The sequence below is a fragment of the Streptomyces sp. NPDC004435 genome (assembly GCF_042873895.1).
GTDB lineage: Bacteria > Actinomycetota > Actinomycetes > Streptomycetales > Streptomycetaceae > Streptomyces.
The window spans coordinates 344573-359225 of the sequence record NZ_JBIAMB010000005.1; the positions used below are offsets into that span (position 1 = coordinate 344573).

General features: G+C 69.8%; 19 protein-coding genes. 12 read left to right on the forward strand and 7 right to left on the reverse strand.

The window, feature by feature from the left end; genetic code table 11:
- Window positions 1–25 precede the first annotated feature (25 nt).
- Window positions 26–1372, forward strand: a complete 1347-nt coding sequence (locus ACFYT9_RS11665) for a DNA cytosine methyltransferase (RefSeq protein ID WP_389162453.1) — start codon at window positions 26–28, stop codon at window positions 1370–1372.
- Between the two features lie 106 nt (window positions 1373–1478).
- Window positions 1479–2582 carry a hypothetical protein gene (locus ACFYT9_RS11670; RefSeq protein ID WP_389162456.1) on the forward strand — a complete coding sequence of 368 codons (1104 nt, stop codon included), beginning with the start codon at window positions 1479–1481 and terminating at the stop codon, window positions 2580–2582.
- 16 nt (window positions 2583–2598) lie between these two features.
- Here the strand turns inward: ACFYT9_RS11670 and ACFYT9_RS11675 are convergent, their stop codons facing one another.
- Window positions 2599–2925, reverse strand: a complete 327-nt coding sequence (locus ACFYT9_RS11675; protein WP_389162459.1) for a DUF6087 family protein — start codon at window positions 2923–2925, stop codon at window positions 2599–2601.
- Between the two features lie 221 nt (window positions 2926–3146).
- Between ACFYT9_RS11675 and ACFYT9_RS11680 the strand changes: the two genes are divergently transcribed.
- The 6 genes from ACFYT9_RS11680 to ACFYT9_RS11705 all read left to right on the forward strand — a co-directional run bounded on the left by ACFYT9_RS11680 (window position 3147) and on the right by ACFYT9_RS11705 (window position 8511).
- A complete protein-coding gene (locus tag ACFYT9_RS11680; protein ID WP_389162461.1) occupies window positions 3147–3581 on the forward strand; it encodes a hypothetical protein in 435 nt (144 codons plus the stop codon).
- A gap of 166 nt (window positions 3582–3747) precedes the next feature.
- Complete coding sequence (locus ACFYT9_RS11685) at window positions 3748–4245, forward strand: hypothetical protein (RefSeq protein ID WP_389162464.1); 498 nt, start codon at window positions 3748–3750, stop codon at window positions 4243–4245.
- A gap of 94 nt (window positions 4246–4339) precedes the next feature.
- Window positions 4340–4693, forward strand: coding sequence for an HNH endonuclease (locus ACFYT9_RS11690; RefSeq protein WP_389162467.1), 354 nt, complete (start codon window positions 4340–4342; stop codon window positions 4691–4693).
- Between the two features lie 571 nt (window positions 4694–5264).
- Window positions 5265–5924 (forward strand): hypothetical protein, encoded by a 660-nt coding sequence (locus tag ACFYT9_RS11695; protein WP_389162470.1) that lies wholly within the window; start codon window positions 5265–5267, stop codon window positions 5922–5924.
- 281 nt (window positions 5925–6205) lie between these two features.
- On the forward strand, window positions 6206–6457 hold the full coding sequence (locus ACFYT9_RS11700) for a hypothetical protein (protein WP_389162472.1): 252 nt from the start codon (window positions 6206–6208) through the stop codon (window positions 6455–6457).
- Between the two features lie 260 nt (window positions 6458–6717).
- The gene (locus tag ACFYT9_RS11705; RefSeq protein ID WP_389162474.1) at window positions 6718–8511 is read left to right on the forward strand and encodes a hypothetical protein; all 1794 of its coding nucleotides are present in this window, start codon (window positions 6718–6720) and stop codon (window positions 8509–8511) included.
- A gap of 44 nt (window positions 8512–8555) precedes the next feature.
- On the opposite strand, the gene ACFYT9_RS11710 is transcribed toward ACFYT9_RS11705, so the two are convergent.
- Window positions 8556–9236 (reverse strand): hypothetical protein, encoded by a 681-nt coding sequence (locus tag ACFYT9_RS11710; protein ID WP_389162475.1) that lies wholly within the window; start codon window positions 9234–9236, stop codon window positions 8556–8558.
- Window positions 9237–9533: 297 nt separating this feature from the next.
- On the opposite strand from ACFYT9_RS11710, the gene ACFYT9_RS11715 reads away from it, so the two are divergent.
- Together ACFYT9_RS11715 and ACFYT9_RS11720 are read left to right on the forward strand one after the other, a co-directional pair.
- Window positions 9534–9752, forward strand: coding sequence for a hypothetical protein (locus tag ACFYT9_RS11715; RefSeq protein WP_389162478.1), 219 nt, complete (start codon window positions 9534–9536; stop codon window positions 9750–9752).
- Window positions 9753–9794: 42 nt separating this feature from the next.
- Window positions 9795–10043, forward strand: coding sequence for a hypothetical protein (locus tag ACFYT9_RS11720; protein WP_389162480.1), 249 nt, complete (start codon window positions 9795–9797; stop codon window positions 10041–10043).
- 30 nt (window positions 10044–10073) lie between these two features.
- Here ACFYT9_RS11720 and ACFYT9_RS11725 read toward each other — a convergent pair whose 3' ends face one another.
- The 4 genes from ACFYT9_RS11725 to ACFYT9_RS11740 form a co-directional block, all read right to left on the reverse strand.
- Window positions 10074–10295, reverse strand: coding sequence for a hypothetical protein (locus ACFYT9_RS11725; RefSeq protein ID WP_375880877.1), 222 nt, complete (start codon window positions 10293–10295; stop codon window positions 10074–10076).
- 24 nt (window positions 10296–10319) lie between these two features.
- Window positions 10320–10748, reverse strand: coding sequence for a DUF6233 domain-containing protein (locus ACFYT9_RS11730; protein ID WP_389162483.1), 429 nt, complete (start codon window positions 10746–10748; stop codon window positions 10320–10322).
- Window positions 10749–10758: 10 nt separating this feature from the next.
- Window positions 10759–10932 carry a hypothetical protein gene (locus ACFYT9_RS11735; RefSeq protein ID WP_389162486.1) on the reverse strand — a complete coding sequence of 58 codons (174 nt, stop codon included), beginning with the start codon at window positions 10930–10932 and terminating at the stop codon, window positions 10759–10761.
- A 122-nt stretch (window positions 10933–11054) separates the two neighbouring features.
- Window positions 11055–11468 (reverse strand): hypothetical protein, encoded by a 414-nt coding sequence (locus ACFYT9_RS11740; protein WP_375880881.1) that lies wholly within the window; start codon window positions 11466–11468, stop codon window positions 11055–11057.
- Window positions 11469–11639: 171 nt separating this feature from the next.
- Between ACFYT9_RS11740 and ACFYT9_RS11745 the strand changes: the two genes are divergently transcribed.
- Entirely contained in the window at window positions 11640–12122 is a 483-nt protein-coding gene (locus ACFYT9_RS11745) for an NUDIX domain-containing protein (RefSeq protein WP_389162488.1), read from the forward strand.
- A gap of 44 nt (window positions 12123–12166) precedes the next feature.
- Here the strand turns inward: ACFYT9_RS11745 and ACFYT9_RS11750 are convergent, their stop codons facing one another.
- Window positions 12167–13447, reverse strand: coding sequence for a helix-turn-helix domain-containing protein (locus ACFYT9_RS11750; RefSeq protein ID WP_389162490.1), 1281 nt, complete (start codon window positions 13445–13447; stop codon window positions 12167–12169).
- A gap of 216 nt (window positions 13448–13663) precedes the next feature.
- Between ACFYT9_RS11750 and ACFYT9_RS11755 the strand changes: the two genes are divergently transcribed.
- Window positions 13664–14575, forward strand: coding sequence for an NAD-dependent epimerase/dehydratase family protein (locus ACFYT9_RS11755; RefSeq protein WP_389162493.1), 912 nt, complete (start codon window positions 13664–13666; stop codon window positions 14573–14575).
- Window positions 14576–14653 lie beyond the last annotated feature (78 nt).

The following is a 14653-nucleotide window of genomic DNA, read 5'->3' on the forward strand; positions in this document are numbered from 1 at the left end:
GACCCAAAGCGAAAGAGCATCCTTCGTGTCCGAGCTGACCGCCGCCGAAGAAGACTTCCTCGACACCGTCCTCCTGGACTACCACTACGCCGACAAGCCCATCCCCGCGGGCGTCATGGCCGAGCTGGACCAGATCGCCGCGCCCTGGCCGGGCCGCTGGCTCCTCCCCTCCAAGCCTGGCGACCGCAAGCGCGTCATCGAGCTCTGCGCCGGCCCCGGGGGCTGGGCGGAAGGACTCAAGACCGTCCTCGGCCTCACCGCCTACGACGTCGTCGGCGTCGACATGAGCGCGGACGCCTGCGCCACCGCCGTCGCCGCCGGGCACGTCCGAATATGCGCCGACATCACGAAGCTCGATCCCGAGCACCCCGCGCTGCGCGAGACCGTCGGCGTCATCATCAGCCCACCGTGCCCCAGCTTCTCCACCGCCGGGAAGCGTGCCGGACTCCTCCGCAGCAACATCTGCATCCTGCGCGACGCCATCGCCGCCGTCGGCGAGGCCGGGGGCTTCATCCGTCTCGACGAGGTCTGCTGCGACGAGCTGTACCCCGACCTCGAAGACGACTGCCCGCTGTGCGCCGATTTTGGCTACCACGAGGGCTACGCCCCCCGAAACGGGCAGACCTGGGACGACGTCCGCGCCATGCTCGACGGCCTCACCGACCCGCGCATCGGCCTCATGCTCGAAGTGGTCCTCTGGCCGCTCGCCCTGCAGGCCGCTGGTGCGCCCATCGAGTGGATGGTCATGGAGCAGTCGAACAACCTGCCCGAGGAGATCCTGGAGGAGCTGAGCGTCGAGTTCGGCGGCGCCGACTGGTTCCGCACCACATGGGCCATCCTGGAGGCCGCAGACCTCGGCGTCGCCTCCCGCAGGAAGCGAGCCTTCATGATCGCCTCCCGGTACCGCTGGGTCACCCTGGAGCCGCCGAAGGAGCCCCTGCCGACCACCACGATGGCCGAAGCACTCGGGTGGGACGAGGGCGAGCGGGTGAATACGCGCGGCCAGCGGCCCGTCGACCCGGCCACGGGGCGCGCCAAGGGCGGCAACACCTACTCGGCGGACAAGCCCTCTTGGTGCCTGACGGGCAAGACCCGCACCTGGGTCCGCGAGCGGGACGGACTGCGGCTCACGCCCGCTGAGGCCGGGGTCCTCGTCTCCTTCCGGGCGTCGTACCCGTGGCAGGGCTCCCGCTCCAGCCAGTTCCAGCAATCCGGTGATGTCGTATGTCCGGCCGTCGCCGCGTATGTCCTGGGGGTGCTCCACGGCGTGGACTGGGAACGCCGGGTCCGGGACTACCTGACCGGCCTGTACCACTACGACGACCTGTGGACCGACGAACCCTGGCCCGAGGAATACGACTTGGCGGTCTGACCGGCGCTCTGGCGGCCGAGGGAGGTCAACTCCCCGGCCGCCGAAGCCAATGTGCCGGTCGGAAATCCTGGGGCGTTCCATCTGCTTCACGGAGATACTTCACTCTGTGACCGATCCTCAGCTCTGCTGGCCTCCAACCCTGTGGCAACCGGCCAGCGCGTCCCAGCAGCTCGTCTATCTCGACCTGTGCCACTGGATCAACCTGGCAAAGGCCGCTAAGGGGCTGGCCACTGGTACGGCGCATCGCGCCGCCTTGGAGGCATGCCGTGCTGCGGTCAGGGACCAACGGAGCCTGTTTGTGCTGTCGCCCGAGCTCTACAGGGAACTCGGGCAGGTGGAGGACCCCAAGCAGCGTCAGGACGTGACCTCGGTGATGGAAGAGCTCACCGGGTACGCCACCCTCCCACCGCGCAGTGCGGTGCTGGAACGGGAGATCGACGCCGCGCTCACTTCGCTGTTCGGTCCATCCGCGATGCCTCCGGCACCGATGAGCCTGGTGGAGATCGGCTTCGGCCACGCGCTCGGCGTGCCCGGCAAGCTGTCGGTCCGCGGCCCTCGTTCCACTGCCGACCTGGAAGAGCAGATCGGTGCTGCGAAGTTCCGCGCTCTGATGTCCGATCTCCAGGGTGAGGTCGAACGCCGGATGCTCGCCGGCCCCGACGACGACGAAGCAGCCAAGCTGGCGGCGCGGGGATACGACCCGAAGTCTCTTGAGGTCCAGCAGGAACAGCGAGCGGAATCCGAGCGCGTCCTGCAAGGCTGGCTACGGGAGAACCCCAACCGGTTCAGGCGGCAATCCGAACTTCGCAACGTCATTGCGGGTCGCGAGCTCATCGTCGGGTTCTTCGACCAGTTGCTCGCGCAGCTGATCGCTAGGGGCCTTGCCCCCGATGCCGTCGACAAGGACATCGCCACGCTGAACGCCTTCGTGCTGTCCATGCCGAGCATGCGCGTCACCACGGTGCTCAAAGCCCGGATGCACAGCAACCGTACGAAGAAGTGGCTGCCCAACGACATCTACGACATCGACGCCATGAGCCTTGCCGTGCCCTACTGCGACATCGTGGCTCCCGACAAGGAGTACGCGAATGCCCTGCACCAGGCGCACCTGAACACCACCATGCACACCACGGTGGTGCGGAACTTGGGTCAGCTCGCGCAGACCCTGGTTCAACCGCGCATCCCTCACAGCCGCTCGGGGCGTTCGTGAATCCGCGAGCCTGAACCTACCGGTCCTGCTCCTCCGCCGGGGTCGGCTTCCGATGCCGCCCTCGGCCCCTGCCCATCGCGGGCCGGTCCCACTCGGCAGGCTTCTCCTGCTCGGGCGACGGCGGGTACAACAGGGCCTGAGCGGCGGCAAGGTCCTCGACGAGGCCAACCACCGTCCATTCCGTGCCGGTCCACTCCTCGATCGCTCGTGGCGCGCCGGGGTCGACGTGGGCCCCGCGGTGAGGCCCCTCGCCGAGCGGCACCGCGCGCCTCTTGCCCTTCGAGGCGGCCTGGCGGGCGTCGCGCCGGCGAGCCCACTCCTCCAGCGGTTCGTCATCCTGCATCCGAGCATCGTGGCCGAGGGACAGGCGGGGCCGCCACCCTGTCGCTCGTACGAGTGATGACACCCGTCGGGGCGCTCGGGGGCTGTTACGCTCGGCGTGCCCTGCGGGTTCGTGGGGTGGGCCGTGCGCAGGCCCGCGTGGTCGGCTCCGCTGACGCGCTCGGACAAGGTGCTCGGCGCCAGCGCATTCAGATCCCCCCTCTGGATGCCCATGGAGCTGCCATGCCCGCTGACCACGCCCGCAAGGGCCCCGTACGTCGCCGCCAGTCGGCCACCGGAGAGTCGTACACCGAAGCCGCGACGGCCCTGCGCCACTCGAACAGTCCCGCCGCCTGGGACCCATGGGTGGCACCCCGCTGCGAGGAGGCCGACCCGATCCCAGGGCACGACTCCTGGCTCTCGGGTCCCTGCCCGGCAGGGTGCCCGACCCGGGAGCGCCCGGACTACCTCGCGTACCTGGAGACCCTGCCGCCGAAGGCTCGGCTGCCGCGCCCCCTGCCCGAGCGCGAGCCGTACGTGTGTCCGGGACCGTCCTCGTGCACTGACGACTGCTGTGACTGCAACTACATCCACCTGACGGTCTGCCGGGTCTGCGAGGCCGTCTACAGCCCGGGGCTCGAACTGCCCTGCCCGAACTGCGGGCGGCGCCCGGAGTAGATCTACGCCACGGGTCGGGGGCCCTGCGGGTGGCTGCGGGCGAGGGTGACCCGTTTGAGCGGAACGCACGACACTAGCGGGCGACGTCCGAATGCTGCTCCTTCGTCCCTACACCTGCCGGGGCCAGCCCTTGTGGCTGCGTGCTCGGAGACCGAACGGAGCAGCCATGCACGCCGATATCGCCGCCGCCATCGACTCCTGGGAGGAGCAGTGGAACGACGCCCTGGAGGCCGCCGTCGCCGCGCTGAAGACCGCCTTCCCGCCGCTCACCGACTACCCGCGGCCGGTCAGCCACCCCATCCTGCGCCTTGAGTACGAGGAGGACGGTCGCGGTGGCTGCGTGTGCGTGGACGAGGGGCGGGCGACCATCACGCTCGACCACATCCCGAACAAGGTGATCGCTCGGGCGGTCGACGAGATCGAGTTCCCGTACCTCGACTACGCCGACGGCCCACTCGCCGAGGCGCCGCCGGGCACGTACTCGTACGACTGCGAGGCGTCCTCGTCCCTCTTCGAGTTCACCCTCGGCGACCTCGGCCACGGGAAGGTGGACGTCTGGGGGGCGACGATCCCGGATGCCGTCGCGGTCCTGGACGCGGTCAACCGGGCCCTGGAGGAACACGACGGTACGCCCTCGAAGCCCGGCGAGGAGCCCGAGACGTAAGGCACGGCCGCCTTCCACTCTCCTGCCGCTCGCCCCGCCGGCTTCGCTCGGGCCGCACCCGCGGCCCGGCGGCGGGGCAGGACGGAGACCGATCGTGGCTCGACGGCGAACCGGACCGACGGACGAGGTCAAGGACCTCGTCCATCAGCGTGACGGCGGGCGGTGCGTGCGGTGCGAGCGGGCGTACGGGCTGACGATCCACCACCGGGTGAACCGCGGTATGGGCGGAGCTCGGGAGGGCTGGGTGAACGAGCCGCAGAACCTTCTCCTGGTGTGCACCTTGTGTAACGGGTGGTTCGAGGACCATCCGCAGCAGGCGTACGACGCGGGCTGGAAGGTGCGCCGGCCGCAGCGCCCTCAAGACGTTGAGGTCCTGTACGGCGGCGGGGGCGTCTACCGGCTGGCGGCGGACGGCGCGCGGTCCCTGGTGCGGGTGGCGGGCCGATGACGGAGGCGTCGTGGCTGCTCCCGCCGGTGTGGCATCGGTGGGGGCGCTGGGCAGTGAGCCGGTCGGGCGGCGAGGACTCGGGGACGCTGTTCTCGATCGGGTCTGTGCGTCGGTTCGGCGCGGCCTCGTACGAGCCGTGCGGGATGACGGTGAGCGTGGGGCGAAGGTCCTGGTCTGTGTTCGCCGTCTGTTCTCGGGCGGCGTACAGGGCGGGCGCGCCGTGGCGGCCGGAGAGCGAGGAGTTCAAGCCGCTGCGTCGTGCTGGGTACCTGGGGTGGTGGCGGTGATCCGGCTGCTCGGTCTCGGGCGGCTCAGGGGCACGGGCGGGCTGAGGGTGGGCCGGTTCGCGTTCACCGAGGAGTCGGGGCAGCCGAAGGGAAATACGGCAGGGGACGTCACCGGTCGAATGCTGCTGGTCGGAAGCCTCGGGTTTGCGGTGCTCAAGAGGAGCAAGCCACGGCCGCGGTGACACCTCCACGCCGTGGGCTGTACTATTTCCGTGTTCACTCGGCATGGGGTTGCCCCAGCCGTCGCCGGCACCGGCCCGGTGCCACATACGACGGAGGCCAAGATGACCGACCACTCGCTCGGAACTGCCGACGGCTCGACCCCCCGTGTCGAGCCGCAGAGGTCCCAGAAGGGTGTTCACCACCTGCTGCGCATCCCCGACCACGCCAAGCTCCGTGCCGATGCTGAGCTGGCCGTCAAGGAAGAGCTCGGGGAACTGGCTCGCACCGATGACCGGTTCAAGAGGGCCATGGACATCGTGCAGCAGGCCGACCTGGAGATCACCGCGTACTCCGAGGAGCGCAACCAGGCAGCGCTGTCGCTGTTCTTCTACGACGGGGTCCGCGGCCTTGGCCGTGTCCTCGGCATGCTCCCCAACGCGTTCCGGCAGATGCGCACCCTCGCCCTGTACGGCAAGCGGACGGCCCCGCTGACCGCCGACGACGACGAGCGGATGTCCGCGGAGGAGCGTCGCGCGGCGGCAAAGAAGGCCGGCCTGCCGTACGTCGAGGGCGCGGCCGATCGGCTGCCGGACCTGTCCGAGACGGTGTCCGTGGCGACCGCCCGCAGGAAGGCCGCTCTGCCGTTCCTGCGGAAGGCGGCGCTTGCGCTCACGGAGGAGCCGTACTCCTGGCCCACTAGCAAGATCGCCGAGCTCGGAGGCGTCACGCCGAAGTACGTCCGCGACTTGAAGAACGCGGCGTCCAAGGCACGCACCCGCTGACCCGCGCTTCCCTGCCCGGCCCCGAAGCACCACCGGGGCCGGGTTTTCAGTCTCCGGTGACCGGGGCCTGAATTTCCGGCGCCGGTGAAACCGGACTCCGGCGGACCGGCTTCCGGTAGGTCAGGCGCCTTTAGTACCAACATCAAGTACCCCCATTAAGTAGTTACGGTGCCTTCGCTTCGCTCAGACACCGTCGGCATCCGGGAGGGATTAGGGTCAGCCGCATCGAGGCGCCTGGGCGGCGGCTGTCACAGAATCGAGCGGGTGACGTTCCACGAGGCATGACGACTTCGATGCCGCCGCTGACCCTCGCCCGCCACTACTACGAGACCCGCCGGGAGGTGCTGGGCTCGGCCGGGCTCCGGACGAAGCCCTGGTTCCGGCTCACCGACGACGAGCGGGCCGTCGCCGTGGCGGAGGCGTCCCTGATCACCGAGGCGCTGCACCGTGCCGAGAAGGAGCGGCGGATGCTCCAGGACCTCGCCGGGACACTGTCGGCGCCGCGCCGGGTACGCCTCCTGCCTCTGGTGTAGCTCGGGCCGTGGTCGGCCGCCCGCCTGCGGCGGGGTGTAACAGGATTCGCCGCGCAACGTACTAGAGGGTGCCGAGGTCCTGCGCCCCCAGCCCATTCCCCCCGGAGGGGCGCGGGGCCTCGTGCGTGAAGACTTCCGGTGTCGCGTACAGGGCGCGGTTCGTAGTCACCGCCGGAAGCGCGTGGTCTGGCCGGGTGTCTGGGCATGGGCCCTCGGCCAGACCGCGACGTAAGAACTGCCCGGACGGCACCTTCCCGATCATGTCCCGCACGCAGCCTGAACAGCCGAGAGCCACCCCCGTGGCCCCTCCGGCGTCCGCGCTGCGATCGGCCCGTCCGGGTGTCGTCTCCCGCGACGCGGCGAACATCGCCGATATCCTCCTGCGCCTGTCGCCCACCGAGCGCCGCAACGCGTTCAAGCACCACCTGACGGCCCGGGAGCGGGCGGTGGTGATGACGGAGGTCGAGAGGGCCACCGGGTCGCTGTACGGCCTGTGGCGGGACTCCCCATCGGGCTTCGTCGAGGACGTTCTCGGCGAGAGCCTGTGGTCGAAGCAGCGGGCCGTGCTCGACGCGATCGTCGGCCACAAGCGCGTCGCGGTCCCCGCGGGCTTCGGCGTCGGCAAGACGCACCTCGCCGCCCGCGCGGCCGTCTGGTTCACCAACGTGTACCCGGTCGGGACCGCGCTGTGCATCACGACCGCGACGCGGTTCCGGCAGGTGCAGCGACAGCTCTGGCCGCACATCCGGAAGGTCGTCCCGCGTGCCGGCTTGCCCGGCTACTGCGACACCGTCCAGTACAAGATGCCCGACCCGTACGGGAACGACGTGGTTGCCGCGTACGGCTTCTCGGCCCCGGCCAACGATGAGGCCGCAATGCAGGGCATCCACATGCCGCACCTGCTGCTCATCGTCGACGAGGCGGGCGGCATCGCCCCGATGATCGGGCACGGCACCAACAACCTGCTCACCGGCGGCCACGCCGCCATGTTGGCCATCGGCAACCCGGCGATGGACGATCCGGCCTCGTGGTTCGAGGAGCTGTGCGTCGAGGGCGACGACCCGGCCGAGCCGACCACCGTCACGATCCCGATCTCCTCCCTCGACTCCCCCGCAATCACCGGGGAGCGCGCCCCGTACTGCACGGACTGTCCGGCCGGAGTGGAGCGGCACTCCCTCGCCGACCACATGCCCGACCAGGACTGGGTCGACCGCACGATCCGCTCGTACGGCGAAGACCACCCCTATGTGATCGCGAAGGTTTTCGCCCGGTTCCCGAAGGGCGGTGGCGGCGTCGTCATCCCGCCGAGCTGGGTCGAATCGTCCATGGCGTTCGAGGACCCCGTCGGCGACGGCTGGCGCCGGATCTGCGACCTCGGCCTGGAGGGCGAAACCGCCACGCACACGGTCCGCGACGGAGCGTGGGTCCGCCTCGGTGTAGACGTGGCCGCGGACGGTGGCGATGAGTTCACGGTCTACCGCGCGGTCGGGGACGCAGTCGAGTTCCGGCACGCCTCCGCCGGCGCGGCGAACGACAACCAGGTCTCCGTCGCGGAGAAGGTCTTGGAGGAGATACGGGCGGCGCAGCGGCTCGCCAACGCTCTCGGTTCACCGCACCCGGTCCGGGTCAAGGTCGACCAGAACGGCATCGGTCACGGTGTCGTCAGCATGCTCGAACGCTGGGCGGAGACCGGGCAGCACACGGCGCAGATCGTCGGCGTCATGGTGTCGGAATCGCCCAGCCAGGACGACCCCGGAGCGGTCATGCGACCGTGGCGGAAGCGAGACGAGATGTGGCTGGCCACCAGATCCCTGCTCCAGCCCGATCCGTCCTCGGGCCGGGGGCGGCTGCGGCTCCACGTCGACAAGAAGGCCGCCGCGCAGCTGTCGACGCCGAAGCTGCTGTCGACGACGAGCGGCTACACCCAGGTCGAGAGCAAGCGGGCCATGAAGGGGCGCGGTATGAAGTCGCCAGACCGAGCCGAAGCCGTCCTCCTAGCCTTGTACGAGCCCGAGCCCCTGCACAAGCCGCGTCGCCGCGGCCTGCTCAACTAGATCGCGTCCCGGGCCGGCGCAACATCACAAAGCCGCCCTATCTCTCAAGAGCCGTCATCGAACTGCGCGCAGGCATCGTAGAACTCTTTCATGAATTCGCTATCCGCCTCAACCACACGAGACGGAATGCGCACTTTACAGGTGACCTTGACATCACCTTCCAAAGTAATCTCGAATTCACCGTCATCATAGTCTGGCGCGCGCCCTCCTTCCCTAACGCCAAAAATCCCCTTCTCTTGCTCCTTGACCTCGCGCGGCGCAGCAGGGAGTTCACGGCGCGCGCCATCGTCGAACATGAACCCCAGGGGTGCGACTCCAGTCAAATTGTTCCAGAATTCAAGCAGACCCCCCACGGCAGCCGCTCCGATCAGAGCGGTAGACATGCCGCTCCGCAGGCGCACACGGAGCGAGCCTTCTTCGGTTCGAACGATGCGGAAGGTGAATTCCTTCGGCGACACAGGTTGCAGCAGCAGCAAGCGAGGCGGTCGACCGCCTGCGGAATCACGGGCCCGATCCAACGCGTAAGCCCAACGAAACCACATATCAATATCTTGCAGAGCGGGCCCCACACGAAAGGCAGAGGAGTCGTCGAAATGGATAACCGCCTCAATCTCGCGAACTCTGCGCCCTCCGCTCAAGCCGTCCATAAATGGAGCGACCGTTTGCGTGAAGTGCTCCCAGTACGCAGCGGGGAGCCGAACGTCTTCGTGTGAGCGATACGCCATTCACCACTCCTTGGAGATAGGTGCTGCCCAGTAACACATGGCCATAAGCAAGTTGCCACACATGACGGGGATGACGGCATGCCGGAAGCGCCCGATCGGAGCATGGCATCCAGTACTCGGACCCAGGGAGACCCGGCTTCCTCCGGCCTCGCCGAGGCCGCCAAACGAGTCACCGGGGCCGGGTGGAGGCCGGTCCCGCGGGCGATACACGAGGCCGAACCGAGCCGCCGCCGGGCCAATCCCCTCGCCGCGGGCCACTGAACTGATCGAGCCACGAGCCGGAGTAGATTCGACAGCATGAGCGACACCCCCCGACGACTGGACCCCACCACCGACGCCTCGTCGGCGGCGATCATCCTCGGATGCGAGCCGTCCCGGGTGGGGCCGTGCGCGCGGTGCCGGGGGCTGACGATCCGATATGGGGGCGGTATCCCGCGCGCCATGCCCGTCTGCCCCGCCTGCCAGGCAGAGAGCGAGGCGTCCGGGACGGGCAGCGCGGTGAGGTCCGGCAGGTAAGCCGGGTGCTCACCTCGTAGTCCTGGCGGTACGCTCCGTGCCATGACGGACCCGTTCCTCACAGCTCTCGACCAGGCGACCCGCACCGTCATCGCGCGGGTTCGCGGAGAACTGCCCACCGCGACGTCCCCCTCGATCGCCCACACCTACTGCTGCGCACCGGAGCGGTCGCTGTGCGGGCTCGACCTCGCCGACGCGCCAGCCGCCGGCTGCGGAGGGGGCGGGGAGCAGGAGTGCGTGGTCTGCGTCGACCTCGAAGCCGTCGCGTGCCCTGACTGCGCAACGGCCTGAGGCGGCGGTCCGACTCCGGGTCGCCTCTGGTCAGGCCGCCTCATACACGTGTGGCTCGCCTCCGCGCCACTCGATCAGCGTCGAGTCGCGGGCGACGAGTAGTTCGGGCTCATCGACCCCAGCCCCGCGCAGCAGCTCGATGAGATCCCAGTCGTCGTAGGCGAGACCCAGGATCCTGTCGTGGAGCGTGATCCTGCGCCCGCCGGTCGGGCTCGGCCGGTGGACGACGATCGGAGCCTCGGTCTTGGTCATCGCCCCTGGCGACTTCCCGCTCGGTCACATGTCCATTCCCAGGGCCACATCGGGGTGGCACTGATCGCAGGACCCGACGCCCCGTGTCAGCAGCTCGCGCGCGTTGTGGGCATCGACCAGGCGGGCCCTTTTCGGCCCCGGCCTCGGGGCGAAGATGCACGATGCCTCGTGGACTCGCTCTGGCACGGGTCCCTCAGGCGAGCGGCGCCACTCGATGGCGTACCCCTCCAGGGGTGCCGACGGAGCGCTGGCCACTGGCGGGCTCGGCCTGGCGCCCGATGGGAGTGCGAGCGGAGGAGCTGTACGTCCTCCGTGGCCGTTCAGGCGTTCGTCGACCTGCTGGATCTGGACGTCGAGGTAGGTCCGAATCGTCTCGGCCTCCGCCCGCTGCCGCGCCAGGTACGCCTTGATGATCAGTAGGCGTTCCCGATCAGGCGGCAAGATATCGAACACATGACCGATACTACTCGGGCTCGGGTAGACGGAGCGCGATGTCGGAGGCGAGCTGCTTCGCTCGGCGGCCGTCGCTGGTGTGGTCGCCGCCGAGGCTCAGGAGCAAGTCGACGGTCTCGCGGGCCTCGCTGAGGGTGATCAGCGGTACCCGCGGCTCGTTGATGTAAAGGCTGTCATCGTCCACACAGTGAAAACCGGCATCTCCCGCCGCAGGACACGGGCGGAAAGCGGCAGGCGCAGATCGCGCGGCGTAATACGGAAGGGCCGCCGGACGCGGGGTCTGGCAGCCCTTCGGGGTGTTCAGGCTCAGGCGATGACGTACGAGCCGGAGACGGTAACGGTCTCCGCCTCGGCCGCGCCCTCGGCGTCGCCGTAGAAGTGGTTGATGTTCTGAAGGGCCGCGCCGTTGGTCGTGCCCGTGACACGCAGACGGTCGACCTGCTTGCCGGTCGAGCCGGCGTGGATCAGCGCCTCGCCGGTCCAGATGCCGTGGTCGGCGTCGCGGCCGTCGAGGCTGAGCTGGAAGACCACGCGGGAGCCGGTGGCAGCGGGGACCGGCAGGGTCATGCCGAAGCCTGCGCCGTCCTTGGCGTTGGTCTCCTTGTAGGCGACGATCATGGCGTTGAAGGTGCAGATGCCGTTCGAGACGGCGTAGTGGCCGGAGCCGCGGGTGCCGTCGGTGCCGGCGAAGTTGGTGAGCTTCGGGGTCCACGCGGTCATGGGTGCTTCCTCCTGGATGCTTGAGAAACTGCCTGGTCAGGCAGGTCCGCGCACTGTGGAGGTCGAGCAGGGCTAGTGTCGCGCGCTCCGGTGGGGCGCATGGTGGTGTTCGGCACGGCAGAGCGCCCGGAAAGGCCACCCCCGGCACTCGGGGCGCCCTAGGGTGTGGACATGGTTCCTGATTTTGTGTCAGATCTTCGGCGGGCGGTCGGCCCCGACTGTCTGCTGTGGCTTCCCGGAGTGGTCGCGGTCGTCCGCAACGAGAACCGGCAGGTGCTGCTGCAACGCAGGTCGGCTGCCGGCCTGTGGACGCCACTCAGCGGGATCGTAGAGCCGGGCGAAGCCCCGGCCGCCGCAGCGGCGCGGGAGGTGGAGGAGGAGACCGGAGTCCGGGTGGTGGTCGAGCGTCTGGCGGCGGTGACGCACTCCCCGCCGGTACAGCACGCCAACGGGGACCGGGCTCAATACTTGGAGATCGTTTTCGCGTGCCGCCCGGCAGACCCGGGCCAGGTGCCCCAGGTCTGCGATGACGAGTCGGTCGAGGTCGGCTGGTTCGCACTGGACGCCCTGCCGCCGATGAGCGAGCGGATGCAGCAGATCATCGCGATCGTCGAGAAGGACGAGCCCGCGGCATGGTTCATCCCGGCGCCGTGACCGCGCGCCATCCCCGCTCGTAGGAGGCGGGTGGGCCGGGCCGCTCAGGCCGGCACGGCCCCTGTGCGGACAGCGAACTCCTTGAGTCCCGGGAGACGCGTCGGACCGTAGAGGAGGTTCGCCGTCAGCGCCCGCAGCGCGGGACGGCGGGCCTCCTGGGCTGCTTCCCGCTCGACGCGGCGCAGGGCGGCGAATGTCTGCTGCCCGTTGCCGAGCGCGTGCCACATCCGGGCCGTGTCGGTCCAGGCCCGAGCACGCCGTTCGGCAGTCGACATCAGGCCGATGTTCAGACCGCGTGAGAGCTCCACTGCCTCATCGGGGGTGCCGAGGGTGTTGTGGACGCCGATGCGGTAGACGTCGACCTGCGTCTTGGTGGCCTCGACGGTGAACAGCCCGTCGGGGGCGGCGTGCGCGCGACGCTCAACGGACTCGTCGGCCTCGTCGAGCAGCGCGAGCGCCGTCGTGCGGTCGTGTCCAGCGGCTGCCGAGTAAGCCGCAGTGAGCAGCAAGGTGGTGCGTACGGCTCCGGCGCGCAGTTCGGCAGGGTCGAGCTGGGCCGCCTCGTGGGTGAGGAGACGGACGGCGGAGGCGCAACGGCCGGAGCGGCGCATGGTGATGGCGAGTACGCGGGAGGCTTCGCCGATGGGGATGGGCATGCCGCTGGCCCGTGCGGCGACGAGGGCGCGATCGGCCGCGACCCACGCGGTGTCCGAGTGCTGCTTCGCGGCGAGTTCGGCGGCCAGGACGTAGGCGCGGGCGAGGATGCCGTTGGCCTGCTGCCGGGCCTGGCCGGCAGTGGCGTCCCTGGTTGCTTCGGCGGCGGCAAGGAGGCTGGGCAGGGCGTGGCTGAGGTCGCTGTACCGGGCGGCGCTGAACGTCTCCCGCGCAGCGGCCGTCGCGGAGGCCAGCGTCCGTAGCGGTGCAGGTCCGGTGTTCGGGAGACGGAACAGCGCGTCGTCCAGGTCCAAGACCGGCAGCGCCTCGGCCGTGCCCGTGCTGATGACGGCCGATGCTCCGGCGGCGAGCGCCCCCAGCAGTGTCGTCCTGCGTCGCATCGCGTCCTCCTCGTCCGACATCGGTACGTTGCCCACGGTATCGATCACCGGGCCTGCGGGGGCGGGGAACCCGCTGACCCGCTCAGGAGGGATGTGGAGCACCCGGGCCAGGCGCAGGCGGGTGTCGAGGTCGATGCGCATCCGGTTGCGCTCGATCCGCGAGATCGCCGACGCGGAGTAGCCGACCTCCCGACCGACCTCACCTTGTGTCAGGTCCAGGGCGCGGCGCGCGTCGCGGAAGATCTTGCCTAATTCATCGTTCGAGCCCATGGGCACCTCCTGCGCACCGACGGGACGCACGACACTACTGCCTGTCGCCGCCCGACGGCAGGGCGTGCGGATGCACGCCGTGTGCCGGTCTCGCACACCGTGTGCGAGACCGGCCGAAGCGGCTCCCCATCGGGTGCGCCAGGGCGGACGGTTGCGGGAGCAGGCGGACGGCACACGGGCCGGTCCGCCGCTCAACTCCTCTGCGGAGGCACCCCCTTGAACATCTTGATCACCGGCGGCGCCGGCTTCATCGGCTCGGCCCTCACTCCGGCGCTGCGCATCGCCGGTCCCACGGTCACCACCCTGGACAACCTGTCGGTCGACTCCCGGCGTCCGCGCCCGGCGGACCTCCTGGTCCGCGACGTACGGGAGCTGACCGCCCGGGACCTGGACGGCATCGACACGGTCGTGCACCTCGCCGCACTCAAGTCCGTCCCCGCCTCGTTCGAGGTCGGCAACTTCGAGCACAACACCGCCGTCGACCGGCACATGATCGACACCTTCGTCCGCTCGACCGCCGGGCGGCTGCTGATGGCCTCCTCGTGCGAGGTCTACGGCGAGCAGACCGGCCCGCTCGCCGAGAGCGCGCCGTACGCCCCCCGTTCCCCGTACGCGGCGGGCAAGGTCGCCACCGAGCAACTGGTCGGCGTCTACCGGTCCCTCGTGGAGGACGGGCGCCAGCTCGGCGTCGTGCGGTTCTTCAACACCTTCGGCCCCGAGGAGGACCCCGATGCCGTCGTCCCCGCCTTCCTCGACGCCGCCGCCGAGGGCCGCCCTCTGACGGTTGACGGCGACGGGAGGCAGGCCCGGGACCTGACGTACATCGACGACGCGATCACCATGCTCACCCGAATTCTGGGCGCGCCCGCGCTGCTGCCCGTCGTCAACTGCGGCTCCGGCACGGCGGTGTCCGTCCTCGACCTCGCCCACGCGGTCTTGCGTGCCGCCGGGCGCGGCACCATCACCCACGCCCCCGCCCGCATGAACGAGATCAGCTCGTTCACCGCCGACCAGAGCCTGTTCACCCGCACGTACGGGCACGTCGACCGCATGCCCCTGGACAAGGCCCTGGCCGTCAGCTTCCAGACCCGCGCGCGCTCCCTGACGGCGGCCGGGCTCAGCCGCTGAGCGCCCCGCCCACCCGCGGGGCCACAAGCCCTGCCGCCCGCGGCCCCGGCGCTCCTCCTCGCCGGGGCCGTGCTCCCT